Here is a 25,775-nt window from a genome sequence, read left to right on the forward strand (position 1 = left end):
GAAGCCGAGGATAAGGGAGGAAAACAATCATGAAATATAACCGCATCCATTTGATCGTTTTGGATTCCGTCGGCATTGGCGAGGCGGCTGATGCCGAGAAGTATGGCGATGCCGGGGCGGATACGCTTGGGCATATCGCTGAGGTTGCGGGCTTGAAGGTTCCGAATCTGGAAAAACTGGGTCTAGGCAATATCCGTGAACTCAGCGGCGTGAAGCCGGACAGCGCGTCCATTGGGTACTATACGAAGCTTGAGGAACAGTCGGTCGGCAAAGATACGATGACGGGGCATTGGGAAATCATGGGGCTGAATATCCAGTCGCCGTTCCGTGTTTTTCCGGAAGGTTTCCCTCCGGAACTGATCGAGAAAATCGAAAACCACACAGGTCGGAAAATTGTCGGGAACAAGCCGGCCAGCGGAACTGAAATCATTGACGAGTTCGGTGAGCACCAAATGCGGACGGGGGATCTGATCGTCTATACGTCGGCTGATCCGGTGCTGCAGATTGCTGCCCACGAAGAAATCATTCCGCTCGAAGAATTGTACGCAATCTGCGAGTATGTCCGGGAGATTACGCTGGACGATCCCTATATGATTGGAAGGATCATTGCCAGACCGTATATCGGCACACCTGGCCATTTTACCCGCACGAGCAATCGGCACGATTACGCCCTGAATCCGTTCGGGCAAACGACACTGGATTACTTGAAGCAAGGCGGATACGATGTCATTGCGATCGGCAAGATCAATGACATCTATAATGGCCAAGGCATCACGGAGTATGTGCGCACAAAAAATAACATGGACGGCGTCGACCAGTTGTTGGCTGTCATGGGAAGAGATTTTCATGGCTTAAGCTTCCTGAATTTGGTCGATTTTGATGCTTTGTATGGCCATCGCAGAGATGTGGAAGGCTACGCTGAGGCTATCGAAGCTTTTGACGCGCGGATTCCTGAAATATTGGCAGGCCTCCAGGAGGACGATCTGCTGCTGCTTACCGCGGACCACGGGAATGATCCGACCTTCCCGGGGACAGATCATACGCGCGAATATGTACCCTTATTGGCCTACTCGAAACAAATGCAGGAGCGGGGTGAACTGAAGCAAGGCAAATTTGCTGATATCGGCGCAACTGTATCCGATAATTTTCAGGTGGCTTCCACTCAAATCGGCCAGAGTTTTTTAGAACAATTGAACTAGCGAGGTGCTTAGATATGACAAATGACCAAAACAACGTGCGCATAGCCGCCGAATTTTTGGAAGAAAGAGGCTTATTGGAACCCGAATTTGGGTTGATTCTGGGTTCAGGTTTAGGCGAATTGGCCGAAGAAATTACCGATGCCGTCGCGATCCCCTATGAGGAAATCCCTTATTTCCCTGTATCCACAGTCGAAGGCCACAAAGGCCAACTCGTGTACGGGAATCTGAGCGGGAAAAAAGTCATCGCCATGCAAGGACGCTTTCATTTCTATGAAGGTTACGGACTCGAAGCGGTCACTTTTCCGATCAGGGTCATGAAACAATTGGGTGTCCATTCCTTGGCGCTGACAAATGCGGCCGGGGGCATCAATTATGCGTTCACACCTGGGGATCTGATGCTGATCAATGATCATATCAATCTGACGGGACAGAATCCGTTGATTGGTCCGAACGATCCGGCCCAAGGCCCGCGCTTCACGGATATGAGTCAAGCCTATGATGCCGAATATCAGGAAACCATCAAAAAGGTCGCTGTCGAGATGGGTCTTGATCTGAAGGAAGGCGTTTATCTTGGGTTGACAGGGCCGACCTATGAAACACCGGCGGAAATCCGGATGTGCCGGGTGCTGGGGGCGGATGCAGTCGGGATGTCCACGGTGCCGGAAGCTATCGTAGCGCGTCATGCGGGATTGCGCATTTTTGGTGTTTCCTGTATAACTAATTTAGCATCGGGTATGCAAGCGACCCTTAATCATGAAGAAGTGGTCGAAACGACTACCCGTGTCAAAGAAACATTCAAAGCTTTATTGAAGAATGTATTGGTTGCCCTCTAAAGGATTGTGGAAGAAAGGACCTCTCTCGTATCACGTTGTTGCGAAGAGGCATATCCGTTCGGAATGTTGGTCCTTAGAGCGGATATCAAAGCAAATACAAAGTGAGAAGGAGATAGAAGTGTTCATTTCTTATAATCAATCATGTGAAAAAATAGCTATGGGACTGCTTTCTTATGTGACGGATCTAAAAAATGTAGCGAGGCTGAAGGCGGAAATGGAAAGCTACATCGAAAATGCCGACAGGAAGCTATTCTTGTGGAAAGACGAAGAGACAGACAATATTGTTGCTTTGATAGGCATAGAAATCAGCGAAGCCGTGGTGCTGGTCCGTCATATCGCTGTCTCGCCTTCTTTTCGGAAGGAAGGCATCGTCCACCGCTTGCTGGACGGTCTGCAGCAGCAATATCCGGCGAGCGCAATCAACGGGACGTTGGAGACAGCGGCTTTCATCGCCAGATGGAACCAAAAGCAGCAAGCCCGAGCCGATGAGGAAACGAGTGGATCAGTGTGAGCGAACAAAATGAACTCACCCTCATTTTGCCGGATTTTGAGGGTCCGTTGGATCTCCTCTTGCACCTGATCAAGGAGCTGAAAGTTGATATTTTCGATATACCGATTGCGGAAGTCACTTTCCAATACCTGCGTTATCTGGAGACCATGCAAGAGATGAAATTGGATGTTGCCGGCGATTACTTGCTGATGGCGGCGACCTTGCTGGAGATAAAAAGCCGCATGCTGCTGCCGAAACCAGAAGTGACGTTCGAAGAGGAGTTCTACGAAGAGGGCGAAGATCCACGGGAAGAGTTGATCCAGCAACTTGTGGAATATAAACAGTTCCAGGAAGCGGCCAAGGCGTTGAAAACGATGGAACAAGAACGCGGATTGTATTTCACCAAGCCGGCAACGGACTTGGAGGACCTTCAACAAGCCATCCCGCTTGCTCCAGGTGAGGTTTCTGCTGCGGATTTGATAGCGGCGCTTCAGAAGATGTACCAGAAACTGCAGAAGAAAAAACCGCTGCAGGCAAAAATGGAACAGGAACAGTATACGGTCGATCAGACAATGACCTGGATCCTGGAAAAGTTGGAGAACCTGCCGGCTGATTCGGACTGCCGCTTGCCCTTCACGGATTTCTTTGAAGTGCAGACCAAATCGCAGATTGTGAATACTTTTTTGGCGATGCTGGAATTGGTCAAGGAAAGGAAAATCAACTTTTCTCAAGAAGGAACATATGGGGACATTTTCCTAATACGCAATATGGGAGTTTTAATAAATGAATAAAAAAGGGGCACTGGAAAGCCTGCTGTTTGTTGCCGGGGATGATGGCCTGAGCATGGATGAAATCACTTCCTTGTTGGAAGTCACCACATTGGAAGCGCAGAATTTGCTTGCCGAAATGCGGGCGAGCCACAATGAAAATAGCCAGTCCGGTTTGACGCTGATCGAAACCCGCAAAAGATTCCAACTGGCCACCAAAAAGGATTACGCCGAACTCGTCAAAATGTATGCTGTTTCGCCGTTCGCGACCCATCTGTCTCAAGCTGCCTTGGAGACGCTGGCGATCATCGCGTATAAGCAGCCATTGACGCGGATGGAAATTGATCAGATCCGCGGCGTGCAGTCCGCAGGCCTGGTCCAAAGGCTGCTGCTGAGGGGCTTGATCAAGGAAATCGGCCGTTCTGAAACGCCGGGAAGACCGATCATCTACGGCACAACGGATTATTTCATGAATTATTTCGGCTTGACCACGATAGATGATCTGCCGAATGTTGATGAATTGTTCCAGATGCAGGATAATGAGTCTTTCGATCTTTTTGATTTCCCATCGGATGACGAAACGGACGGGCAACTTGCTTTTTTCAAGGACGATTTGATCCTGCCGGAACAAGAATGAATCACAAAAACAAATAAGAATAATAGGTGAATAAATGGAAAGATTACAGAAAGTTATTGCTCATGCCGGAGTTGCGTCACGCCGGAAAGCCGAAGAACTGATTGCTGCAGGAGCAGTCAGCGTAAACGGAAAGATTGTGACGGAATTGGGCGTCAAAGTTTCAAAAAACGACAGAGTGGAAGTGAATGGTTTGCCGATTTATCGGGAACAGCCCGTCTACTACTTGTTCTACAAACCAAAAAACACCCTCTCCGCGGTGAAGGATGACAAGGATCGGACGGTCGTCACTGACTTCTTCAACGTGAAGGAACGGATCTATCCGATCGGCAGGTTGGACTACGATACGACTGGACTGCTGCTGCTGACGAATGACGGCGAGTTTGCGAATCTGTTGACGCACCCCAAGTACCATATCGATAAAACATATGTCGCCAAAGTCGGTTCCATCCCCACCCGTTCCGATCTCAATAAATTGGAGAACGGCATCGTGATCGATGGCAAAAAAACTTCCAAGGCAAGGGCTAAGCTGATTTCTGCCAATTCTCAGAAAAATACAGCCATCATCGAATTGACCATCCATGAAGGCTGGAACCATCAAGTGAAGAAGATGTTCGAGAAAATCAATTGCCCCGTCGAAAAGCTGAAAAGGGAAGCATTCGGGTTCCTCACGCTGGGTGATCTGAAGCCAGGGCAATACCGGGAATTAAAAGCGTTTGAGATCGAGAAATTGAAAAACATGGCTCTTTCGAACGAGAAGGCATCAAAAAGGTAGTATTTGTATCGAATCAGAGAGGATGATCACAATGACAAATTCCGGCGGGAAAATATTGATTGTGGATGACGAAGAACGCATCCGGAGATTGCTGAAACTCTACCTGGAAAAGGATGGCTATGAAACGGCAGAGGCGGAAGACGGCACAACCGCGGTGGAAATGATCCTGAATAACCATTATGATTTGGTGCTGCTGGATATTATGCTTCCCGGCATGACCGGCATTGAAGTAGCTAAAATTGTCCGCAAAGAGAAGGAAATACCGATCATGATGATCACTGCCAGGGGCGAAGAAAATAATCGTGTAGAGGGATTCCTATCGGGGGCAGACGACTATATTGTGAAGCCTTTCAGCCCGAGGGAAGTCATGCTGCGGGTCGCGGCCATTCTGAAGCGGACGAAACCTTCAGAAACCGAATCCAGCACGATCGAATACCCGATGTTGAAAATCTTTCCGGATGCCAGAAAAGTGTTGGTGGATGATGTGGCCATCAACTTGACGCCAAAAGAATTTGAGTTGCTTCTTTATCTTTCGAAATCCCCGGAAAAAATATTCACCAGGGAAGTTCTGCTGAAAGAAGTATGGAAGTATGAATTTTTTGGCGATCTGCGCACGGTGGACACCCATGTCAAGCGATTGCGGGAAAAATTATTGAAGCAATCAAAACCCGTTTCAAAAATGATAGTGACCGTTTGGGGGATGGGATACAAATTCTCTCCGACGGATGGCCAGGCGGCAGACGATAGACAATGAAAAGGAAGAGCATATTCCTCAAATCATGGATCCTGTTGACATTTTTGACGGTTGCCATCATGGCTTTGATGTACATCGGCCATGCCATAATCAGCGTGAACTCGATAGAAGACACCTACACCAAGCTTCTGCAGGACAATATCGTCGAATTCAAGGAAAAGGTTGTCTCGGATCCGGAAGCGTATCTCACGCGAGAGGCCGCGGATCAGACGATGGCCCCGGAACTGTCCTATTATATCCAGATTGGGGAAGAGAGCCGATTTGTTGTGCAAAACCCTGAATTGGAAAGGCAATCGGGACTTCTTTTGGAGAACATCATGGCGAATGACCAGGTTTTGGATGCAATCGCCGGTGGAGAAGATGACTTCAGCCGGATCACCATCGATGACGAGGATAACAATTCCTTGTTGCTGATGGTTTTCGTGCACCGCTTTGAGTTTCAAGGCAAACCAGGAATGCTCATCCTCAACTACGATCTGGATGAATTTCAGGCTTATAGCCTGAACGCAAAAAGCATCACCTTGTTGTTGCTGACCGTCTACCTTATGGGAACGATCATCTACTACCAATATCTCATCAGGAATGTGGCCGAGCCGCTTGAGGTCATGACGGATATAGCCTTCAAATATTCGCGCAATGATTTTTCCAAGAGGATTACCTTCGAATCCTACGATGAGATTTCCGGGTTGGGTACCGCAATGAACAAGCTCGGGAAGACCCTGCAAGCCACAACACTGATGAACAGGGATGAACGGGAATTGCTGAACCATCTGTTCGATTCCTTGCCGACAGGTATCCTTTATTTTGACCAGAACTTTCACTTGAAGTTGGTGAACGGACCCGGCCAAGAATTTTTGGATTTCTGGAAGAGGGTCGATACAAATGCGGAAGGCCAGATGATTCCTCGCCAGTTCAAGGAAATGGTTCAGCAAGCCTTCCGAACGATAGCCGGCAATGAAGCGGACTTCAGCTGGGCACAACGGCATTATAATGTGAAAGTGACTCCGGTTGTCCAAACCGAGCTGCAAAAGACAGCCGGTGTTCTGGTTGTGTTGCAGGATGTAACGAACGAACGGCAATTGGATATCATCCGCGGGGATTTCATCACGAATGTGTCCCATGACCTGCGGACCCCGTTGCAGATGATCAAAGGATACAGCGAAGCGATCATCGACAATATCGCTGAGAGCAATGACGAAAAAATCGAAATGGCCCAGATCATCTTGGATGAGACGACCGAAATGAACAAGATGGTGAACAACTTGCTGGATTTGTCGCGTATGCAGGCAGGTTATGCTGAACTGAACAGGCAGCCGATCGATCTCGCGGCATTCTTTACGCATTTGTCGGGCAGATTCGAAAACAGCTTCAAAGAGGCTGCCATCCAATTCTCCTACGAACTGACCGACGGTATCCAAACCTATCCTTTCGACGAAGAAAAGATGAATCAGGTTTTTTACAACCTGATTGATAATGCAGTCCGTTATTCCGCGGAGATCGGCACGCGCCACCAGAAGTTCATCGACATAACCGTCCGCTTGGATGATATGTTGGATAAGGTGGTCTTTGAGATCAGCGATAACGGAATCGGCATCCAGGCGGATAGCTTGCCGTTCATATTCGAACGTTTCTACAAAAACGACAAATCGCGGACCTATTCGAAACAAAAAGGAACCGGCATTGGCCTTTCGATCGTGAAGACCGTTGTCGAAGCGCACGATGGAGAAATCGAGGTCCACAGTGAACCGGGAGTGGGGACGACTTTCTTGATTCGATTCCCTTTCCGGACGGCCTGAAAAGCGTCCGCGGAATACTCCTGAAACAATTATCTCGAAACCGTAATAATTTGCTTGACATCCGGGCGTGCATCGCTTATAGTTTGTATATAACAAATATAAATAAGATTCGTCTTCAGGGCAGGGTGAAATTCCCGACCGGTGGTGATAGTCCACGACCTCGCAATGTTTCGTTGCGGGCTGAACTGGTGTAATTCCAGTACCGACAGTACAGTCTGGATGGAAGAAGATGGGGTTTCTTTGGATTGCAATTTCAAAGGCTCTATTTTTACGTGTCCATTAGAGGATGATAAAAATAGGGTCTTTTTTTGATTTGAAGGAACCCATCTCTGAGACAGTCGACAGGGAGGATTCATTAACATGCAACAAAACAAAACAAAACGATTGGTAGGCATTTCACTGTTCGGAGCCTTGGCCTTTGTGCTGATGTTCATCGCTTTCCCGGTTATCCCGGCATTTTCGTATCTGAAGATCGACTTCAGCGATTTACCGATTTTGCTTTCATTATTCCTTTACGGGCCAGCCGGCGGAATCATCTCAGCTGTCATCCGCTCCGTGTTGCACTACGTTCAAACAGGCGGAGACATGGGATATCCGATCGGGGACTTCGCGAGTCTGCTGGCGACGCTCTCTTACACATTGCCGGTCTATTATCTGTTGAAAAAAGCAAAAACAAAGACTGCTGTCATGCTGGCACTGCTGACTGGTACTTTGGTGTTGACGGTTGTCTTGTCGGTAGCCAACTGGTTCATCATCACGCCGTTGTACATGTACCTGTTGAACTTTGAAATGGGCCCGATCAAAGAACTGGTTTTGGCTGGCGTATTGCCTTTCAACATCATCAAAGGACTTGTCGTCAGCGCGGTTATCCTCTTGGTGATGCCGAAATTGAAACCATGGCTGGCACACAATAAAGTCCCGTTTGCATAATCGAAAGCGGCAGGAAAGAATGGGTCGGCTTGACGAAAAAGGCCGCACCGGAATCATCATTGATTCGGGTGCGGCCTTTTTCGGTTCCATTGCTTGCGGGCAACAGTGCCTCCGTCATTGCTCTGCAGGAGGGAATGGCCGATCGGAACGCAGGATGGCACCAGTGGGGCATTTGCGGTAGGCATCGAGAAACGTGTCAAAACGTTCGGCAGGTACCGGCAGGGTTCCTGCATTATTGTCCATTTTAGTTAAGGCCAAGCCATCGGACGTGTAATCGAAAAGATCCGGTGCAATAATTTGGCAAAGTCCGCAAGCGATGCAGCTATCCTGATTTACTTTGGTATAATACATGATGAAAGTACCTTCTTTACAAAAATTTGGTGGTGAATAAATGAAAGATCTGACCTATACAGAGTATCTTTTTTTGGATTGCATTTCAACCGAACGCCCCGTCAAGGAAGCGACTCTTTATTATGTCCTGATCGGGAAGCGGACCGTGTCGACCATGCTGCAGTGCCGGCAATACAATCTTGAGGCCTACTTCAGTGTGATGCCGGGCATGAAGCCGGAGGTATTGAAGAAAGGGTTGGAGCGCTTGCGCTCGCAGGGATTGATCGCCGGCGATGCTGGTGAAGGCTATCTGCTTACAGAAGCCGGACGCGGGGAAAAGGCCGTTTTTTTTGGTGAGCACGCGCACTTTGCATTACCATATCAAATGAAGTTTGCGCTTGTTCAAGGCATTTTGCGACGCCGGCTGCTGTTCCTTGTCCAAGTCCTATCGGAAATGCTGCACAAAAATAAACAATACGATCCCATCGAAAGGGAAACGAAAGAGCAAAATTGGATAAAACGCTTATTGGCGCAGCAGCCTGAGGATAAGTCGGCCTTCGCGAAAAGGTACGGCGAGGAATGGTATCTGTACTTGTCGCGGTTGCCAGGAAGAGAGGCAGGGCTGTTTGCGCTTCAATTTGAAGGAAACCGACAACTAAGGAGAACAACCGGCCAAATGGCGGCGCTCTTCTCGCTGGATGAGGCGGAAGTGCGGATACTGCTGCACCAAAACTGGCTGAGATTGTATGCTGCACTGGAGGCGGAACCGGAAAATTTTCCTGCACTTGGGAGGGTCATGCAACTGACGCTTGCCGAAAACGGCTTGGCTTCTGCAAGCGCAGAAACGACGATGCGGTACTTCCTGCAGGGTTACGGCATCGAGGAGATCATTTCGATGCGGGGGTTGAAACAGAGCACAATCCAGGATCATCTTGCCGAGAGCGCGCTCATTTATGCGCATTTTCCTGAGGAGAGATTTTTGGATGCGGAAAAATTGCGTTATCTCCACCAGCTGGAGGAAAGGCTGGAACGGGTCGATTACCGGGAAATCCAGAGAGCATTCCCGGCTATCAACTTTTTCGAGTCGCGCTTGATCCAAATCAGAAGCGAGGTGAAAGCCAAAAATGGATGAAGCAAAATTGGTGGCGGCACTTCAGAAATACTTTGGCTACACTGCTTTCAAAGCCGGCCAACTGGAACCGATCCAGGCGTTGTTGGCGGGCAAAAATACACTAGCCACTTTGCCTACAGGGACAGGGAAATCCTTGATATATCAGTTGAGCGGTTATCTTTCCCAAGGGATCGTCGTGATCGTTTCGCCCCTGCTCTCTTTGATGGAAGATCAAGTCGCACAGTTGAAATTTATGGGCGAAAAGCGGACGGCCTCATTGAACAGCCTGTTGTCGTTCGACGAAAGACAAAAGTTGTTGAACAAGTTGGATCGGATCAAATTTTTGTTTCTTTCACCTGAGATGCTCCAGAACCAAGCCGTCATGAACAAGCTCAAGCAAATCCCGTTGGCTTTGTTTGTGGTGGATGAAGCGCACTGCATTTCGCAGTGGGGGTTGGATTTCCGCGCGGACTACCTTTTTCTGGGTGCGGCCAGAAAAGCGTTAGGCAAGCCATTGACATTGGCATTGACCGCCACGGCGACACCTGTTGTGATGAAGGACATCATCGGATCCCTTCAGATCGATGGGAATGATCTGAGTGTCTTTGAAGGCGGAGTCGACCGCGCCAACATCTATTACAAAGTTACCGCATTACTGCCGGAAGAGAAAGGCGAACACTTGCTGGAGCTTTTGGAAAGATTCCCATCACCGGGCATCATTTACTTTTCAAGTAAAGCGCAAGCTGATGCTGTAGCTCTCATAATCCGCCAAAAAACAAGTTTGCGCGCAGAAGCATATCATGCAGACCGTACGAATGAAGACAGGATCACCATCCAGCATCAGTTCCTGCAGGATGAATTGGATGTCGTCTGCGCTACAAGCGCATTCGGAATGGGGATCAATAAGCCGAACATCCGCTATGTGATCCATTATCATCTGCCGAATTCGCTTGAAGAATACGTACAGGAAATCGGGCGAGCGGGGCGGGATGGCCGGCAAAGCATGGCAGTCCTGTTGTATTCGGAAACGGATTTCAACTTCAAGCTGAAGATGTTGCAGAACGACTTCCCGAATGATCATGCGATTGAAAGTGCCATCAAAAACAAAGCCATCAATCCCGATTACGGGACACCTACAGAACAGACGTTGCTGGAGCACATCCTCAGGCTGAAATTCACAAAAGAGGAAGCGAAACGATTCGTCGGGGCCCGCCATGAGCTGAAAAGCGATCTGCTGAAACGCATGAAGGGATTCGCCGAAACCAAGACTTGCCGACGTGAATACATCTCCGCCTATTTCGGGAAAAACACCCTTGCCAAGCCGACACACTGCTGCGACAATTGCGGAAACGGCGACCCTTTGACGGCAATGGCAGAGAGCGGCCGGAAGGCGGTTCCAAAGGCAATGATGAAAGAGTGGGAAAAAATCCTGTCCGACCTTTTTCTTTTATAAAATTTAACCCCAAATTCGCGGAAATGTGCTACAATTATTGTGAATCACTTATAGGAGGAACCCGAATGGATAAAAAGAACCGCAATCGCAATAATGGAGAGCCTTGGTCACGTAAGTTCGGCGAAGATGAGAATCTGAAGAGCCGGCAGTACTCACGATCGGCCAGAAACACAAAAAATAAAGAAGTAGCACCTCTATTAAAAGTATTGCTGTTTCTCTTTTTGGCTATTCTGATCATTCCTTTTGCAACCATCTATTTCAACAAACAAAGTCAAAATACTCCTGCACCAAAAAGTGCCGAACAAGTGATGATCAACAAAAGAGTGGCCAGTTCCTCTGTCGAGAGCAGTGAGGAAGTGTCTTCCGAAGAGACTAAAGCATCCCCGGAAGTCGCTGAGAGCGCCACGGAACCAGAATCATCGATTGCGGAAACCCCAAGTTCAAGCGATGCGCCAGCAGTAGCCGAAACGCCTGTTGCGCCGGTTGAAGAACCGGAAACAACCACCGGGGAATACAATAATTCCTACACCATCAAAGCCGGTGACAACCTTTACCGGATCGCTTTGAACCATGGGATGACGTTGGATGAATTGATGCAGGCTAACGGGTTGAGCAGCACGGAAGCACAAATCGGCATGGTATTGAACGTCAAATAACGAAAGCCGTCTGACAAGACGGCTTTTTCAAATGAAATCGGATAGAATGAAGTCGGAGGGTTATTGTGAAAAAAATGAAGATTGCCATTGATGGTCCCGCATCGGCAGGGAAAAGCACCATCGCGAAGAAAGTTGCGGAAACATTAGGATACATCTATCTGGATACAGGGGCGATGTACCGGACGTTGACTTATGCGGCGCTATCCAACGGGACTGATCTCCAAAACGAAGAGGCGCTGAGCAAGTTATTGAAAGGAATCAGCATCACCTTTTCGACAGCCGGGAATGAAAGTCAACGCGTGTTTCTGAACGATGAGGATGTGACTGAGTCGATCCGATCGGAAGTAGTGACCCAAAAAGTCTCTTTGGTTTCCTCATTCGCGAAGGTGCGTGAAGAGATGGTTGCCCGTCAGAAAAAAATCGCACATTCCGGCGGCGTCGTAATGGACGGTCGGGATATCGGCACCGTAGTCTTGCCGGATGCCGAGGTCAAAATCTTCATGACAGCCTCAGCGGAAGAAAGAGCGCAACGGAGGTACAAAGAAAACCTGGCCAAGGGCATGACCACTTCTTTGGAGGAGTTGACGGAGGATATGAAGCTCCGCGATCATTTGGACAGCACTAGGGCGATTTCGCCGTTGAAAAAAGCGGAAGATGCCATCGTCCTGGATTCTACCCATCTGGATATCGAAGAAGTTGTGGAAAGGATCCTGAGTATTATCAAAGAACGTCTAAACCCCTTACAAACATTGAATTAACAATACTAGACGATTTTGAGCAAAGATGTTAGAATGATTATATGCAGTATTACGGTTTCAAAAATATAGAGTCAAGCATTAATCGCTTCGTCGCAAGGCGGAGCAGTTAAGGGAACTAGCCAATCGGTTGCCGCAGACTTTTAGGAGGAATAGCTACATGTCAGATTACATTGAAAACCCAGAATTAAATGAAGAAGAGTCCAACAACGTCGAGCAGACTATGCAAGATGTGCTGGATGAAGCATTATCCATTGAGGTGGGCGATACTGTCAAAGGTGAGGTTTTGAGCATCCAGGACAGACAAGCCATCGTAGGAATCATTGGGGGCGGCGTTGAAGGAGTAATCCCTTACAACGAACTATCTGCAAAACCATTCGACGAAGTTACTGAAATCCTAAACGTTGGTGACGTAGTGGATCTGGTTGTCATAAAACAAATAAAAGACAAAGAAAATGGAAGCTTTTTACTTTCGAAGCGTCGTGTCGATGCCAAAATCGTATGGAAAGAAATCCAAGATAAATTCGAAAACAACGAAATCATCGAAGCGCCTGTCAAAGACGTCGTCAAGGGCGGATTGGTCGTTGACGTCGGCGTGAGAGGGTTCGTTCCGGCTTCCATGGTTGAAGATCATTTTGTCGAAGATTTCAGCTCTTACAAAGGCAAAACGATGACCTTCAAGATTGTTGAACTTGAACCAAGCGAAAATCGCCTGATCTTATCGCACAAAGCGGTTGTGGAATCCGAAAAGGAAGCCAACAAAGGCAAATTGATGGATGAATTGGTTGCAGGTGACATCGTGGAAGGCAAAGTTGCACGTCTGACCAACTTCGGCGCTTTCGTCGACTTGGGCGGCGTGGACGGTTTGGTCCACATTTCACAGATTGCCCACGAACATGTGAAGAATCCGGGAGACGTTTTGTCTATCGGCCAAACAGTCAAAGTGAAAATTTTGTCCATCGACAAGGAAAACGGCCGCGTGTCCTTAAGCATCAAGGATACTTTAGCTGGACCTTGGGATGCAATCGCTGAGAAAGCGCCGGTTGGTGCTGTTTTGACGGGTGTCGTCAAACGTTTGACAAGCTTCGGTGCTTTCGTGGAAGTATTCCCGGGCGTTGAAGGGTTGGTCCACATTTCCCAAATTTCGCACCAACACATTGCGACCCCGCATGAAGTGCTGCAGGAAGGCCAAGAAATCAAAGTCAAAGTTCTCGATGCCAAAGAAGATGAGCAACGCTTATCTTTAAGCATCAAAGCTTTGGAGGAAAAAGCTGCGACTGAAGCGCCAGCGGCAGCAGAGGAAAAAATCGAAGAATATGTGGCCGATGATTCGGACGCAAACTTCACATTAGCAGATTTATTAGGTGAAAAGCTTTCTGGTTTGAAAGACGACTCTGAAGCCTAATCAGCAAGGAAAATGAACATGTGAGGGCATGGAATTCCATCCATGCCCTTTTTTTGTTGTTATTCCCGCTGGATGTATGTTATAAATGACATGGACGAAAACATTGAGAAGACCATACACAGAGAGCGAATAAACAAAAAAGATTTTTGTTGTAGAGGAAAAGAAAGGCGGAGGTTAGATGCCAAATCCAGTAGTAGCCATAGTGGGCAGACCAAACGTAGGGAAATCAACAATATTCAACAGACTGGCAGGAGAAAGAATTTCGATTGTCGATGATGTCGCAGGTGTCACGCGCGACCGAATCTATGCGAAAGGAGAATGGCTCGGCAAAACATTCGATATCATCGATACAGGCGGAATCGACATAACGGATGAGCCGTTCATGAGCCAAATCAAGCTGCAGGCGCAAGTGGCGATTGAGGAAGCCGATGTGATCATCTTTTTGACAAGCGTCAGGGAAGGTGTGACGGATGCCGACGAAAATGTTGCGCGCATCCTTTACCAATCAGATAAGCCCGTCATTTTGGCGGTCAATAAAGTGGATAATCCGGAAATGCGCGCCGAAATCTTTGATTTTTACAGCCTGGGATTGGGCGATCCCTATCCTGTATCCGGCAGTCATGGCCTCGGTCTTGGGGATCTGCTTGATTCGGTTGTGGCGAATTTCCCTTCCGAAGACGCAGCTGCGGATGAGGAACAGATCATCAATTTCAGCTTCATCGGACGTCCGAATGTCGGGAAATCCTCTTTGGTGAATGCCATTTTGGGTGAAGAGCGGGTGATCGTATCAAATGTCGCAGGCACGACCCGCGATGCGGTCGATACGATGTTCGTGGATGCGGAAGGCACAAAATTCCGAATGATCGATACAGCCGGAATCCGGAAAAAAGGCAAGGTTTACGAATCGACTGAAAAGTACAGCGTGATGCGTGCCATCCGTGCGATCGAACGCTCGGATGTCGTCATGGTCGTGCTGAATGCCGAAGAAGGCATCCAAGAGCAGGACAAAAAAGTTGCCGGGTACGCGCATGAGGCCGGCAAAGGGATCATCATCCTGGTGAACAAATGGGACACATTGGAAAAGGATAATCATACGATGAAGGAATTCGAGGAAAAAATCCGCAATGAATTCCAGTATCTCTCTTATGCACCGATCCTGTACGTTTCCGCAATGACGAAACAGCGCCTGTCCCAGATCCCTGCAAAAATCAAGGAAATCAGTGAGAACCAAAACCGCCGCATCTCGTCATCCTTACTGAATGACGTTTTGATGGATGCTGTTGCGCACAATCCGACGCCGACAGACAAGGGCCGTCGTCTGAAAATTTACTACATGACGCAAGTGGCCGTAAAACCGCCGACATTTGTGGTTTTCGTCAATGATCCGGAATTGCTGCACTTCTCGTATGAGCGTTTCCTTGAAAACAGAATCCGCGATTCGTTCAATTTTGAAGGGACGCCATTCCGTTTGATTGCCAGACAGAAAAAATAATCAATAAATACCGTTACGAAGCCATTAAATCCACTATAATCGTTGCAGTAGCACGGTTTGTGTGCTATTCTTTATTAGAAATATCTTTTCAATTCGACTGCGGTATTTCAGGACTGTTTTTGGACCACTCAAAAATAGTTATTCCATGTTTTGTTGTGTTATCAAAGAAAGCATGTATTCTTCTTTATTTAAAGGAGGTGAAAGGACAACATGGCAAACAAAGCTGAATTGATCGAAAGAGTTGCTGGAAAAACAAACTTGACCAAAAAGGATGTTACAGCAAGCGTTGATGCATTATTTGAAGTGATTCAAGAAGCATTGAAAGACGGCGAGAAAGTTCAAGTTATCGGTTTTGGTAACTTTGAAGTTCGTGACCGTGCAGCTCGTAAAGGACGCAACCCTCAAACAGGGGAAGAAATCCAAATCGAAGCAAGCAAAATTCCTGCATTCAAACCAGGTAAAGCATTGAAAGATGCGGTTAAATAATTCTTAAAAATGAAGTTGGAGCCTTGCGGGGTTCCAACTTTATTTTTTTGGGGGAAATGATGTAGACGCTCTGCAGACGTCTGCACTGTGACTTCTTAGAGGCAAAAGGGCGAGATACAAATAGATACAGATGCTGAACTTTATGATAAAATGGAATGGAAGAGCACCAGCGAGCTGAGTGTATGTTAAAGGAGCAACAGACGAATGAATAAAGAAGCAGAGGCAATGATAGAAGCCATACAACAGAATGATTTGGGGGCGGCTGTCAAACTGTTCAAACAATCAGTGGAGCAGTCCGTCCTTCAAAAAAACAGCGCCGACTTAGCCGAATTGGCTGAAACCATGCACGCTTTGGGGTTCTTGAGCGAAGCGAAGGAGGCTTTCTCGGCGTTGAACGTTATAGCCCCGCATGTTCAGGAATGGAATATCGCTTTGGCAGAAATCGCCATCGACGAAGACGATTACGATCAAGCTTTGGATATCCTACTAACAATCGATAAAGAGAGCGATGTGTACCCACAGGCGTTGCTGACGATGGCGGATGCCTATCAGGTTCAGGGAATGTACGAAGTGAGCGAGAAAAAAATATTCGAAGCGATGGAACTGCTGCCGGATGAACCGATATTGGATTATGCATTGGCGCAACTGTACCATTCCATCGGAGAATACAAGAAGGCGATCCCGATTTACGAGGAACTTTTGTACGGAAACGGCGAGATTGCCTCCGGCACCCAGCTGAATTTTTTCCTGGGCGACTGTCATAACGCGATCGGCGAGTTCGAAACGGCGCTGGAGTATCTGGAAAAGATTCCTGCGGACGAACATTTCCCGGACAGTTATTTCCAACTCGGTTTCACGTATTTCCAACTCAAGGAATACGCGCGCGCCATCACCATTTTCAAGAAATTGCTCGAAGCGGACAGCGAGTATCTTAGCGCCTACTTATATTTGGCCAATGCGCTTGAGGCAGAGCACGAGCTAGAAGAGGCCCTGGCTGTGATGGAGCAGGCAATCGCGTGCAACCCATACCAACATGAATTCTATACAGCGGCCGCCAGACTGCAATTGAAAATGAACAAAGTAGAGGATGCGGAACGCAATTTGCGCGAGGCAGCAACGCTGGAACCGGATCTGTCGAGCATCCATTTGGCTTTGGGAAACTTGTTGCTCAAACAAGGGAGACACGAAGAGCTGATCGCCTATATTGCAGACCGGGCAGAGCAGGAGGACACGGATCCGCAATACAACTGGTTGCTTGCGACAAGCTATCATGCGCTGGAGGACTATGACTCGGCCCACGCGTCTTACACTTCGGCTTACCCGCATTTTGCGGACAACGAGTCGTTTTTGCTGGAGTACACAGCTTTCCTGCGAGAGGAAGGCGATTGGGATAAGCTGGGTGAAGTGATTCACCAAGGCTTGGCGCTTTTTCCGGGCAACCCGGATTTGATCCAACTCCATGATGATCTTCATCACTTCGATCAGTAATCATCATCCCATCGGATAGGAGGCTTTAAAATGATGAACCCTACTTTGGAGGAGAAAAAAAATTTTATATCCTGGTTTATTCAGAATTATCAATTGAAGCGCAGAGAATCCCTTTGGATACTCAATTATTTGCTAAACCATGAGATTTTGTTGAAGAATATCCATTTGATCGAGGACGTCCATACAACGAACCGAGGGATGGGATTTGCGGTAGTAGGAAATCCGAAAGAAGCCTTCATGTATTACAAAGACGGAAAGACCTTTGAGGACCCGGAGCAGGCATTCCATGATTTGCGCCTGAATTGGAAAGAAGATTTTTATTTGGAATTATTTTTTGACCAGTCCTACCAAGTGCTGTCATTTTTCGGGGTTCTGGAAGACAATCCTTATATCCAGGAATCCGAAATTTTCGATAAGGAGTTGGAGCAGATCGTCGAAAAATCATTGGAAAAGTTGGCGGTGAAGGACCGCATCCACTACTTGAAAAAGCAGATCGACACTGCGCTGATCCAGTACGATGAGGCCAGCTTCAGGAAGTTCACCAAAGAACTGAAAGAGTTGGAAGAAAAAAATACGATTTAAAAAATGGTGTTGGCGCGGCATGCCCATGCCGGCACCGTAAAACAGAAGGGAACGTGCAGAATGAAAATTGTAGTTTCGGGATTTAAAGGCAAAATGGGGACGGCCTGCACCAATATGGTCCTACGGGAGGAAGGCTTCACTTTGGCGGCTGTCTATGATCCTTTCGCAACAGAAACACGGTTGGATGAACTGCCGCAATATGCGGGACATCCTGTGAAAGTATTCCGTGACAAAGCCACACTCGTCAAGGAGGTTGATGCCGATGTTTGGATCGATTTCTCCAGACCGGATGCAGCCTACGACAACACGCGTTTCGCCCTGGAAAACGGTATGCGCCCCGTCATCGGCACTACCGGCTTCACCACTGAACAGCTGGAAGAATTGACCGATTTATCCAAACGTTTGGGGCTGGGAGGGTTGATTGCGCCAAATTTTGCCATCGGGGCAGTCCTGATGATGGAATTTGCAGCAAAAGCGGCCAAATATTTCCCTGATGTGGAAATCATGGAATTGCATCACGAAAACAAATTGGATGCACCGAGCGGCACTGCGATAAAAACAGCCGAATTGATCTATGAAGTAAGAGGTGATCACCAACAAGGGCATCCTGACGAGAAGGAACTGATCGAAGGCGCAAGAGGGGCCGATTTCCACGGCATGAAAATCCACAGCGTCCGACTGCCAGGCCTTGTCGCCCATCAGCAAGTGCAATTCGGCAGTCCGGGGGAAGGGCTGACAATCCGCCACGATTCCTATGACCGCGACTCATTCATGAGCGGAGTGGCTCTTTCCTGCAGAAAAGTAATGGCAATCGATCATCTGGTCTATGGATTGGAAAACTTCCTATGATCATCGAGGCACCGGAATTTCAAAAAGCGATACCGATCATCGAAGCCATCGAACGGGCCGGATATGAAGCCTACTTTGTTGGGGGAAGTGTACGCGATACGCTGTTGCATCTTGATATTTCGGATGTCGATATCGCTTCGAGCGCTATGCCTGAAGAAATTCAGCGGATTTTCCCGATCACTTTCGATGTTGGTATCCAACATGGGACGGTGATGGTCTTATTCGAGCATGAGACATATGAAATAACCACTTTCAGGACAGAGTCAAAATATGAAAAATTCCGCCGGCCTGAAAAAGTCCAGTATGTGCGCAGCCTCCAGGATGACCTGAAAAGACGCGACTTCACGATCAATGCGATTGCGATCGATCGGCACGGCAACATCAAAGACTTCTTCAACGGGCAAGCGGATTTGGCGAACAAATTGATTCGCGCGGTGGGCAATCCGGAAGAGCGCTTCAGGGAAGATGCTCTGCGGATGATGCGGGCAGCCAGATTCGTGAGCCAGCTGGATTTTGAAATCGAACAAGCAACCAAAGAGGCGATCATCGAGTACCATCCGCTCCTTTCAAAAATTGCGGTGGAGCGAGTCCGGGAAGAGTGGAATAAGCTGCTTATCGGCAGAAACCGCAAGGGCGGCGTCAAGTTTTTTGTGGAAACACGGCTGTTCCAGATGTGCCCGGGTTTCCAGAATCGGGAAGATGCTCTGATCGATCTGGCGTTGTTTCCCTTGCAGTTCAAAGGCACGACAATCGCTTGGACTGTGCTGGTCCATTTCCTTGATTTGAAGGACGAAGCCATCGATCCGTTTTTGCGGCAATGGAAGTGTTCCCGCAAGGAAATCATGGACATCCGCATCGGAGCGCAGGCACTCAATAAACGGCTGCAGCAATTCTGGGACTATCCGCTCCTGTTCGAAACGGGAATCGAAATCGCTATGCAGATCGAAGAAATCATAGAAGGCTTCGGCCTGCCGAACCAAAGCGAAAATCTGATCGAACTGAACGAATCCATGCCGATCCATACGCTGAAAGACTTGGCGTTGGACGGAAAGGAATTATTATCGTTGTTGGGCATCAAACGCGGCGGCCCGTTCGTGGGCGAGATATTCGAAGAATTGAAAACCTTGGTCCTGGCAAACAAACTGGAGAACAGCGCCATTGCAATCAAGGATTTCATAAAGAAAAGAAGGATGATTTATTTGGATGAGACATTCGAAGCCCATTACGTAGTTGCCCCAAAAGATTTGGCGTCCGAAATTGGCTCCGGCACTTTGCCTGTCTTGGGGACGCCGGCGTTGCTGGCCATGATCGAAAATGCTTGCATGGGCGTTGTCAAAGCCCATCTTTCCGAAGGGGACACGACCGTCGGGATCCATTGCGATATCCACCACAAAAAAGCTTCGCGCGTCGGTGCGGACATATCCGTCACCGTCCGAGTGACGGAACACAGAGGGAACAAGTATTTCTTCGAATGCAGCGCACATTCGGGCGGGCAAGAAATCGCCACAGCTAAGCATACGCGGGCCATCGTGGCTGCCGAAGAATTCATGGGGAAAGCCTGACGGCCTAGCGGATTTTCCTTCCGGTCGGCGGATGTGTATTGGTACCCACCTGATTAAAAATATGCTAAAATAGTTTCATATTCAAAAAGTAAATATTTCAGGAGTGATTTCGATGAAAAAAGTAATGACAGGTTTGAGATTTATTTTTAGAAATGGCGAAACATGGACGATCAAGCGTGAATATATCGGAGATCTGTGGATCAAACAGGTCACGACGAGCTACGGTCGGATCGGCAACAGTGATTTCCAAGAAATCCACCCTTGCGAGTCTTTGCGTATCGAAATCCACCAAGAGGCGGATCATGTCAACACAAGCGACATCAATCTGGGCGGCCTCGAGCAAGGCATGTTCGATCGCGTGGCGAGCCACCAGGACATCGAAAAAATGGATATCCTTTATCAAGACGAGGACCATCCTAAATCCGACGTCATCGTCGAAGTGGACCGCATCTACTTCCCTTACAAAGCTTTGGATACGGACGGATTCGACAATGAACATCAATCTTCATTCGTTTCATCCGAAAACAAGCTGTATATCGTAATCGATCCAGAAAAAGATGTCAAAGATATTTATCCAGACATCGTTTAGTGGATCCGAAAAATGGGCCCGTGCTGCTAAAGCGCGGGCCCATTTGCTTGGCTGTCGGCCCGATGGACCGTCCTGGCGTTCAAATTTATTCCCGAATTTACCGGTTTTTCGGTAACAACAGCGTCTGCATAGGATATAATGGGGTCAGCTGTAAATGATACAGAGATTGGCCCATAGTGCTCCTGTTTGTGATTCAGCTGTTTTCAGGGGAAGTCTTGGAGAAATAGAAATACCGGAACAGGAGAAGCTTCTGTTTATTTAGGAGATTATTTGTATGAAGAAAACATATGCCATTGTCGACCTTGAGACAACGGGATCCAGTTTCAAAAGAGGCGATCGGATCATCCAATTCGGATGCAGCTTGCTTCAGGAAGGCAAAATAGTTCAGGAGTTCAACATAACCATCAATCCCGGGAGGAAAATACCGGAGCTGATCGAAAAACTGACAGGAATCAAAAACAAGGACGTCAAAGATGCACCCTATTTTGAAGACGTGTGCGATTTCATCTACAATATGCTGGAAGGCTGCGTCTTCGTGGCGCATAATGTGCATTTCGACTATCACTTCCTGAACAGTTCCTTTCAGGAAGTCGGGATGCCGGCACTCTCGCTGCGCGCGTTGGATACGGTCGAGTTGACAAAAGTCCTCTTCCCGACCCTATCCAGTTATCGGTTGAGCGACTTGTCGAACCACTTCGATCTGACACATGACAGTGCCCATGACGCAGCAAGCGATGCCCATGCGACGGCAGAGCTCTTCCTGCACCTGAGGCAGAAAGCGGACAGACTGCCGCTTGTCACTTTGGAGAAACTCACTTTTTTGTCGGAGCATTGTCAAGTGGACAACGCTTCCTTTTTCTATGAAAGCTACGAAGCCGCCAAAGAGCTGCGCTTGCCGCTCCCGGATAAACTCTACGTCAAAAACGGATTGGCGCTGAAGGAAAAGGAAATCCGATCGGAACAGACTGCTTACCGGGAAAAAGAAATTTCCGATTTTCCGGAGGTCGCAAAACACTTGCTGGAAGAATGCGGATTGGAAATCCGTTCGGAGCAGGTCGAGATGATGCAAACCATTTTTGACTTTCAGCATGCCGGCACTTCCCGCAACTTGGCGATCGAGGCTGCGCCGGGCATCGGGAAGACCTTGGCTTATCTGTTGCCTGCCGCATTTCGGGCGACGCCGGAAAGCAAAATTATGGTCAGCACATCCACGCTCCTGCTGCAGGAACAGATAATGGAAAACGAGCTGACCCGCTTGCGAAAAATGGTGCCGTTCGAATTGCAGGTCAGCTCTTTGAAAGGGAAGACGAACATCATCCAACTGGAAAAGCTGGCCGGGTTGGTGCTCGAAAGCCTCACGAAAAAAGAATCACTGATCATGATGAGCATCTTTGTCTGGCTGACCGAAACGGAAACCGGCGATGTCAGTGAACTGAGCCAAGCACAAAATTTTGATTTCTTGCGGGAGAAATTGACGTATGAAAGCCAGGAGCCACCTTTAACAGGCAGGTGGGCCGATGACGATTTCTACGCCTTCAACAATCAGAAAGCCGAAAAATCCAGCCTTATCGTCACGAACCACTCCTTTTTGAGTCACCACATCGATGATCCGGCTGTTTTTGGCCAAAGCAGCGCTATGACGCTGATTCTGGATGAAGCGCACCAATTCCCTCGCATCTATCAGGATGCCCACAAAAGAAAGTTCGCCTTGTCCATCCTGAAACGGAGGCTGAGGCGGTTCGGTTATTTCCTGAAGGATTTCCGCGAGGCTGCGGAGAAGGATCCGGCTGCGGAATCCCTGGACTACGATTTATTCAACTTTGAATTCGCGATTGATCGGTCGCATCAGGCATGCGCGGAATCAGAAGAGCTTCTTGTGCAAGCCCTGATCCGGGAAATTGGCGAAAAGGGCGAAGTGTATTTGGATGAGCATTTTCTGGTGGAAAACGGGCTGAAGAAAATCTTCAGGAAAATGCACCAGTATCTCCAGGAGACAAGGCTTGCCGGTCTGCGGTGCATGGAAAAAGCCAATCTGAGTGCTGATGCGGTCGTGGGCCCACGTGCAAAGGCGCTCCTGCATGATCTGGCTGCGGTCCAAGAAGAGCTGCAACACTTTCTGGAGGCTCGCGAAGGCAGCTACCATGTCCTGCAATACGCCTGGGAGCATGATCTGCTTACGCTGGCAATCGAGCTGAACCGGATCGATTTTTCCGAAGAAATCCATTCCAAAATAAATGAGCGCTTCGCCAGAGCCATTTATTTGAGTTCGACACTCCGGGTGGATGATTGCCTGGACCATTTCAAAAGCAAAATCGGCGAAACTGAATTGCAGGAAGCGATCTTTGCTTCGCCCTATGACCTGAAAGAGCGGTTGCGGATTTTTCTTCCGCGCGGCATCACGAACATCACGAGGCTGGAGGACAAGCAAGCGGCTAAACAGATCGTTTCGACGCTGCTGGAAACAGCTCTGCCCCTCCAGAGGAAAACCTTAATCCTGTTCACCTCCAACCGTTTGCTGGAGGAGGTCCATAACCAGCTGAAGGTTGCTGTAGCTGCCGGATTCCCGGGGACGGAAATCCTGGCGCAAGGGTTTTCCGGAAGCCGGAGAAGGATGCACAATCGTTTCATGTCAGCGGAGACGGCCATTTTGCTGGGCTCAGCTTCTTATTGGGAGGGTATCGATTTTTCGGATCAGGCCGTAGAAATCCTGGTGATCACCAGGCTGCCGTTCGATCCGCCTCACCGTCCTGAAAATGCCGCGTTCCAAGCGTATCATCTCGATCGGGGCAAGAAGGCCTTCTATGAAGAGTTTCTCCCGCGGGCGATGGTCCGTCTGAAACAAGGTGTCGGCAGGCTGGTTCGTTCGAAAGATGCGAAGGGCGTCGTGATTTGCCTGGATGACAGACTGACAACGAGCAATTACTCCAAACGGATGCAGCAGATGCTTCCGGCAGGCGTGGCGATCAAAGTAGCCGATCTGACTGAAATAAAAGATGAAATTCAAGTTTTTCTGAAAAAATAATGCGGGAGGATATTCCATCAGCCTGAAGTTTAAGGTATCATTAATAATTAGGTGAGATTGCGATTAACTTTCAAAGAAAGATAAGGGGAAGTGAAAGATGTGAAGAAGAATATCATTGTAGGGGCGATTGTGATCCTTTTCCTGATGATCGTCGGTTCCTACACGATATTTTACCGGAGCCAGCAGCCCATCATGCAGGCGCAGAAGGAAGCTACCGCCATCGCGGAAGAAAATGCGAATATCCAAAAAGTCCAGGATTTTTATTGGTTCAACGGATCGGAGACGTATTTCACAATAGCTGGCATCGATGACAACAATGAAGAATTGTATGTCATCATCAAAAAAGACGGCGGTGAAACCACAATCTTGAACACTGCGGAAGTCATCACCGAAAGTGAAGCGAAGTCAATCACTCAGGCGGATAAAAGTCCGGAACGGATTTTAGAGGCAAGGCTGGGGATGGAAAATGAAGAGCCCGTTTGGGAAGTCACCTACAAAAATACAAACGATACGATCGGTTACTATTTGATATCCGCTATTTCTGGTAAATGGCTCAAAGATATAGAAAACATATAAATTGGAGTGATTGAGATGGTAAGAATTTCTGAAAGAATGAAAAAAATTAGCGAATCCCCGACATTGGCCACGTCAGCAAAAGTCAACGTCATGAAGGCACAAGGGAAGGACGTCCTGAACTTGACCGTAGGGGAACCGGACTTCGATACCCACGTTTCAATTCTGAACGCTGCGGTAGAGGCAATCCAATCAAATAAAGCGAACCACTACACACCGACTGCCGGTATCCTGCCATTGCGTCAAGCGATTGTGGATTATCATCAGAAATATGACGGAGTCACTTTCGCTGTCAATCAGGTCATCGTGACTGAAGGTGCCAAAAATGCTTTGTTTGCGCTATTCCAAGTCATTCTGAATCCCGGAGATGAAGTCATCGTCCCTGCCCCTTACTGGGTAAGCTACACAGAGCAAATCAAACTGGCCGGCGGCGTAAACGTTTTGGTAGAAACAGCCCCTGAAAAAGGCTTCAAACTGACCGTTGATGATCTGGAGAAACACCGCAACGAAAAAACGGTCGCTTTGCTGCTGAATTCGCCTTCGAACCCAACAGGGATGATTTATTCTCCGGAGGAACTGAAAGCGATCGGCGAGTGGGCAGTTGAACATGATATTTTGATCATTGCCGATGAAATTTACTACCGACTGACTTACAACGGCAATCAAGCCATCTCAATCGCTTCCCTGTCCGAAGAAATCAAGAACCAAACTGTCATCATCAACGGCATCTCCAAAACCTACGCAATGACAGGCTGGAGAATCGGATATGCGATCGGGAATGCGGAAATCATCAATAAAATGATCGAATTGTCCAGCCATTCCACAAGCAATCCGGCAGGACCAAGCCAATACGGCGCGCTGGCTGCTTTGACGGGGCCGCAGGATTTCGTTGAGGAAATGCGTGCGGCATTCGAAGCGCGCCTGAACTTCTTCTATCCGCTTGTTGCGAGCATTCCCGGTTTCAAGGTCACAAAACCGCAAGGAGCTTTCTACCTTTTCCCTAATGTGAAGGAAGCCGCCGAAATGTGCGGATTTGAGGAAGTGAAAGACTTCACGCTGGCCCTGATCGAAGAAGCCAATGTCGCTTTGGTTTCCGGCGATGGTTTTGGGTACCCTGATTATGCCAGAATAAGTTATACTGTCAGGGAAGAACTACTGGCGGAAGCCGTAGATCGCATCAAAAAATTTATCGAAACCCATAAAAAATGATCCGGTTTTTTAGGGAAAAGGAGTAGACTAGATTG

At 48.2% G+C, this 25,775-nt stretch carries 25 protein-coding genes and 1 riboswitch; of the genes, 24 read left to right on the forward strand and 1 reads right to left on the reverse strand.

The annotated features are described in order from the left end of the window. Positions 1-29: 29 nt before the first annotated feature. The 9 genes from deoB (at position 30) to BMX58_RS00315 (ending at position 8,178) form a co-directional block, all read left to right on the forward strand. Positions 30-1,199, forward strand: a complete 1,170-nt coding sequence (gene deoB / locus BMX58_RS00275; protein WP_068620674.1) for a phosphopentomutase — start codon at positions 30-32, stop codon at positions 1,197-1,199. A gap of 14 nt (positions 1,200-1,213) precedes the next feature. Beyond that, the gene (locus BMX58_RS00280) at positions 1,214-2,032 is read left to right on the forward strand and encodes a purine-nucleoside phosphorylase (protein WP_068620672.1); all 819 of its coding nucleotides are present in this window, start codon (positions 1,214-1,216) and stop codon (positions 2,030-2,032) included. Between the two features lie 118 nt (positions 2,033-2,150). Then, the gene (locus BMX58_RS00285; protein ID WP_068620670.1) at positions 2,151-2,543 is read left to right on the forward strand and encodes a GNAT family N-acetyltransferase; all 393 of its coding nucleotides are present in this window, start codon (positions 2,151-2,153) and stop codon (positions 2,541-2,543) included. Continuing rightward, entirely contained in the window at positions 2,540-3,313 is a 774-nt protein-coding gene (locus tag BMX58_RS00290) for a segregation/condensation protein A (RefSeq protein WP_068620668.1), read from the forward strand. Before BMX58_RS00285 ends, BMX58_RS00290 begins: the two co-directional genes overlap by 4 nt. Beyond that, positions 3,306-3,926 carry an SMC-Scp complex subunit ScpB gene (gene scpB, locus BMX58_RS00295; RefSeq protein WP_068620666.1) on the forward strand — a complete coding sequence of 207 codons (621 nt, stop codon included), beginning with the start codon at positions 3,306-3,308 and terminating at the stop codon, positions 3,924-3,926. Before BMX58_RS00290 ends, scpB begins: the two co-directional genes overlap by 8 nt. 34 nt (positions 3,927-3,960) lie before the next feature. Next, complete coding sequence (locus BMX58_RS00300; RefSeq protein ID WP_068620664.1) at positions 3,961-4,698, forward strand: pseudouridine synthase; 738 nt, start codon at positions 3,961-3,963, stop codon at positions 4,696-4,698. A gap of 31 nt (positions 4,699-4,729) precedes the next feature. Further along, on the forward strand, positions 4,730-5,452 hold the full coding sequence (locus BMX58_RS00305; protein ID WP_068620662.1) for a response regulator transcription factor: 723 nt from the start codon (positions 4,730-4,732) through the stop codon (positions 5,450-5,452). Next, complete coding sequence (locus BMX58_RS00310) at positions 5,449-7,248, forward strand: sensor histidine kinase (RefSeq protein WP_068620661.1); 1,800 nt, start codon at positions 5,449-5,451, stop codon at positions 7,246-7,248. Before BMX58_RS00305 ends, BMX58_RS00310 begins: the two co-directional genes overlap by 4 nt. Before the next feature lie 107 nt (positions 7,249-7,355). Continuing rightward, a riboswitch (FMN riboswitch) is annotated at positions 7,356-7,483 on the forward strand. A gap of 125 nt (positions 7,484-7,608) precedes the next feature. Beyond that, positions 7,609-8,178, forward strand: a complete 570-nt coding sequence (locus tag BMX58_RS00315; protein ID WP_068620660.1) for an ECF transporter S component — start codon at positions 7,609-7,611, stop codon at positions 8,176-8,178. Positions 8,179-8,292: 114 nt separating this feature from the next. On the opposite strand, the gene BMX58_RS00320 is transcribed toward BMX58_RS00315, so the two are convergent. Continuing rightward, positions 8,293-8,529, reverse strand: coding sequence for a ferredoxin (locus BMX58_RS00320; protein ID WP_068620659.1), 237 nt, complete (start codon positions 8,527-8,529; stop codon positions 8,293-8,295). Positions 8,530-8,569: 40 nt separating this feature from the next. Here BMX58_RS00320 and BMX58_RS00325 point away from each other — a divergent pair, with 40 nt between their 5' ends. From BMX58_RS00325 to BMX58_RS00395, 15 genes are all read left to right on the forward strand, one after another. Further along, the gene (locus BMX58_RS00325; protein ID WP_068620658.1) at positions 8,570-9,640 is read left to right on the forward strand and encodes a YpbB family protein; all 1,071 of its coding nucleotides are present in this window, start codon (positions 8,570-8,572) and stop codon (positions 9,638-9,640) included. Then, complete coding sequence (locus tag BMX58_RS00330) at positions 9,633-11,072, forward strand: RecQ family ATP-dependent DNA helicase (RefSeq protein ID WP_068620657.1); 1,440 nt, start codon at positions 9,633-9,635, stop codon at positions 11,070-11,072. Before BMX58_RS00325 ends, BMX58_RS00330 begins: the two co-directional genes overlap by 8 nt. A 65-nt stretch (positions 11,073-11,137) precedes the next feature. Further along, positions 11,138-11,728 carry a LysM peptidoglycan-binding domain-containing protein gene (locus BMX58_RS00335; RefSeq protein ID WP_068620656.1) on the forward strand — a complete coding sequence of 197 codons (591 nt, stop codon included), beginning with the start codon at positions 11,138-11,140 and terminating at the stop codon, positions 11,726-11,728. 62 nt (positions 11,729-11,790) lie between these two features. Then, positions 11,791-12,486, forward strand: a complete 696-nt coding sequence (gene cmk / locus BMX58_RS00340; RefSeq protein WP_068620654.1) for a (d)CMP kinase — start codon at positions 11,791-11,793, stop codon at positions 12,484-12,486. Between the two features lie 157 nt (positions 12,487-12,643). Then, positions 12,644-13,888, forward strand: coding sequence for a 30S ribosomal protein S1 (gene rpsA, locus BMX58_RS00345; protein ID WP_068620652.1), 1,245 nt, complete (start codon positions 12,644-12,646; stop codon positions 13,886-13,888). A 178-nt stretch (positions 13,889-14,066) separates the two neighbouring features. After that, positions 14,067-15,380 carry a ribosome biogenesis GTPase Der gene (der, locus tag BMX58_RS00350; RefSeq protein ID WP_068620650.1) on the forward strand — a complete coding sequence of 438 codons (1,314 nt, stop codon included), beginning with the start codon at positions 14,067-14,069 and terminating at the stop codon, positions 15,378-15,380. Between the two features lie 210 nt (positions 15,381-15,590). Next, positions 15,591-15,866, forward strand: coding sequence for an HU family DNA-binding protein (locus BMX58_RS00355; RefSeq protein WP_068560639.1), 276 nt, complete (start codon positions 15,591-15,593; stop codon positions 15,864-15,866). Between the two features lie 204 nt (positions 15,867-16,070). Next, the gene (locus BMX58_RS00360) at positions 16,071-17,354 is read left to right on the forward strand and encodes a tetratricopeptide repeat protein (RefSeq protein ID WP_068620649.1); all 1,284 of its coding nucleotides are present in this window, start codon (positions 16,071-16,073) and stop codon (positions 17,352-17,354) included. Between the two features lie 33 nt (positions 17,355-17,387). After that, positions 17,388-17,936 (forward strand): YpiB family protein, encoded by a 549-nt coding sequence (locus BMX58_RS00365; protein WP_068620782.1) that lies wholly within the window; start codon positions 17,388-17,390, stop codon positions 17,934-17,936. A gap of 60 nt (positions 17,937-17,996) precedes the next feature. Next, complete coding sequence (gene dapB, locus BMX58_RS00370; RefSeq protein WP_068620647.1) at positions 17,997-18,785, forward strand: 4-hydroxy-tetrahydrodipicolinate reductase; 789 nt, start codon at positions 17,997-17,999, stop codon at positions 18,783-18,785. Next, on the forward strand, positions 18,782-20,347 hold the full coding sequence (locus BMX58_RS00375) for a CCA tRNA nucleotidyltransferase (RefSeq protein WP_068620645.1): 1,566 nt from the start codon (positions 18,782-18,784) through the stop codon (positions 20,345-20,347). The genes dapB and BMX58_RS00375 overlap by 4 nt, the downstream gene beginning before the upstream one ends. Before the next feature lie 112 nt (positions 20,348-20,459). Beyond that, positions 20,460-20,936 (forward strand): hypothetical protein, encoded by a 477-nt coding sequence (locus BMX58_RS00380; protein ID WP_068620643.1) that lies wholly within the window; start codon positions 20,460-20,462, stop codon positions 20,934-20,936. A 274-nt stretch (positions 20,937-21,210) separates the two neighbouring features. Next, positions 21,211-23,958 (forward strand): helicase C-terminal domain-containing protein, encoded by a 2,748-nt coding sequence (locus BMX58_RS00385; protein WP_068620641.1) that lies wholly within the window; start codon positions 21,211-21,213, stop codon positions 23,956-23,958. Between the two features lie 99 nt (positions 23,959-24,057). Continuing rightward, positions 24,058-24,534, forward strand: a complete 477-nt coding sequence (locus tag BMX58_RS00390) for a cell wall elongation regulator TseB-like domain-containing protein (RefSeq protein WP_068620780.1) — start codon at positions 24,058-24,060, stop codon at positions 24,532-24,534. 15 nt (positions 24,535-24,549) lie between these two features. Then, the gene (locus BMX58_RS00395; RefSeq protein WP_068620639.1) at positions 24,550-25,740 is read left to right on the forward strand and encodes a pyridoxal phosphate-dependent aminotransferase; all 1,191 of its coding nucleotides are present in this window, start codon (positions 24,550-24,552) and stop codon (positions 25,738-25,740) included. The last annotated feature ends 35 nt before the right edge of the window (positions 25,741-25,775 follow it).

This window comes from Trichococcus ilyis, from assembly GCF_900109135.1.
Classification (GTDB): domain Bacteria; phylum Bacillota; class Bacilli; order Lactobacillales; family Aerococcaceae; genus Trichococcus; species Trichococcus ilyis.

What these genes read in the sequence shown, in the direction of transcription:
- deoB (WP_068620674.1), top strand. Translation starts at nt 30, where the DNA reads ATGAAATATAACCGCATCCATTTGATCGTTTTGGATTCCGTCGGCATT.
- BMX58_RS00280 (WP_068620672.1), top strand. Translation starts at nt 1,214, where the DNA reads ATGACAAATGACCAAAACAACGTGCGCATAGCCGCCGAATTTTTGGAA.
- scpB (WP_068620666.1), top strand. Translation starts at nt 3,306, where the DNA reads ATGAATAAAAAAGGGGCACTGGAAAGCCTGCTGTTTGTTGCCGGGGAT.
- BMX58_RS00300 (WP_068620664.1), top strand. Translation starts at nt 3,961, where the DNA reads ATGGAAAGATTACAGAAAGTTATTGCTCATGCCGGAGTTGCGTCACGC.
- BMX58_RS00305 (WP_068620662.1), top strand. Translation starts at nt 4,730, where the DNA reads ATGACAAATTCCGGCGGGAAAATATTGATTGTGGATGACGAAGAACGC.
- BMX58_RS00310 (WP_068620661.1), top strand. Translation starts at nt 5,449, where the DNA reads ATGAAAAGGAAGAGCATATTCCTCAAATCATGGATCCTGTTGACATTT.
- BMX58_RS00315 (WP_068620660.1), top strand. Translation starts at nt 7,609, where the DNA reads ATGCAACAAAACAAAACAAAACGATTGGTAGGCATTTCACTGTTCGGA.
- BMX58_RS00320 (WP_068620659.1), bottom strand. Translation starts at nt 8,529, where the DNA reads ATGTATTATACCAAAGTAAATCAGGATAGCTGCATCGCTTGCGGACTT.
- BMX58_RS00325 (WP_068620658.1), top strand. Translation starts at nt 8,570, where the DNA reads ATGAAAGATCTGACCTATACAGAGTATCTTTTTTTGGATTGCATTTCA.
- BMX58_RS00330 (WP_068620657.1), top strand. Translation starts at nt 9,633, where the DNA reads ATGGATGAAGCAAAATTGGTGGCGGCACTTCAGAAATACTTTGGCTAC.
- BMX58_RS00335 (WP_068620656.1), top strand. Translation starts at nt 11,138, where the DNA reads ATGGATAAAAAGAACCGCAATCGCAATAATGGAGAGCCTTGGTCACGT.
- rpsA (WP_068620652.1), top strand. Translation starts at nt 12,644, where the DNA reads ATGTCAGATTACATTGAAAACCCAGAATTAAATGAAGAAGAGTCCAAC.
- der (WP_068620650.1), top strand. Translation starts at nt 14,067, where the DNA reads ATGCCAAATCCAGTAGTAGCCATAGTGGGCAGACCAAACGTAGGGAAA.
- BMX58_RS00355 (WP_068560639.1), top strand. Translation starts at nt 15,591, where the DNA reads ATGGCAAACAAAGCTGAATTGATCGAAAGAGTTGCTGGAAAAACAAAC.
- BMX58_RS00360 (WP_068620649.1), top strand. Translation starts at nt 16,071, where the DNA reads ATGAATAAAGAAGCAGAGGCAATGATAGAAGCCATACAACAGAATGAT.
- BMX58_RS00365 (WP_068620782.1), top strand. Translation starts at nt 17,388, where the DNA reads ATGAACCCTACTTTGGAGGAGAAAAAAAATTTTATATCCTGGTTTATT.
- dapB (WP_068620647.1), top strand. Translation starts at nt 17,997, where the DNA reads ATGAAAATTGTAGTTTCGGGATTTAAAGGCAAAATGGGGACGGCCTGC.
- BMX58_RS00375 (WP_068620645.1), top strand. Translation starts at nt 18,782, where the DNA reads ATGATCATCGAGGCACCGGAATTTCAAAAAGCGATACCGATCATCGAA.
- BMX58_RS00380 (WP_068620643.1), top strand. Translation starts at nt 20,460, where the DNA reads ATGAAAAAAGTAATGACAGGTTTGAGATTTATTTTTAGAAATGGCGAA.
- BMX58_RS00385 (WP_068620641.1), top strand. Translation starts at nt 21,211, where the DNA reads ATGAAGAAAACATATGCCATTGTCGACCTTGAGACAACGGGATCCAGT.
- BMX58_RS00395 (WP_068620639.1), top strand. Translation starts at nt 24,550, where the DNA reads ATGGTAAGAATTTCTGAAAGAATGAAAAAAATTAGCGAATCCCCGACA.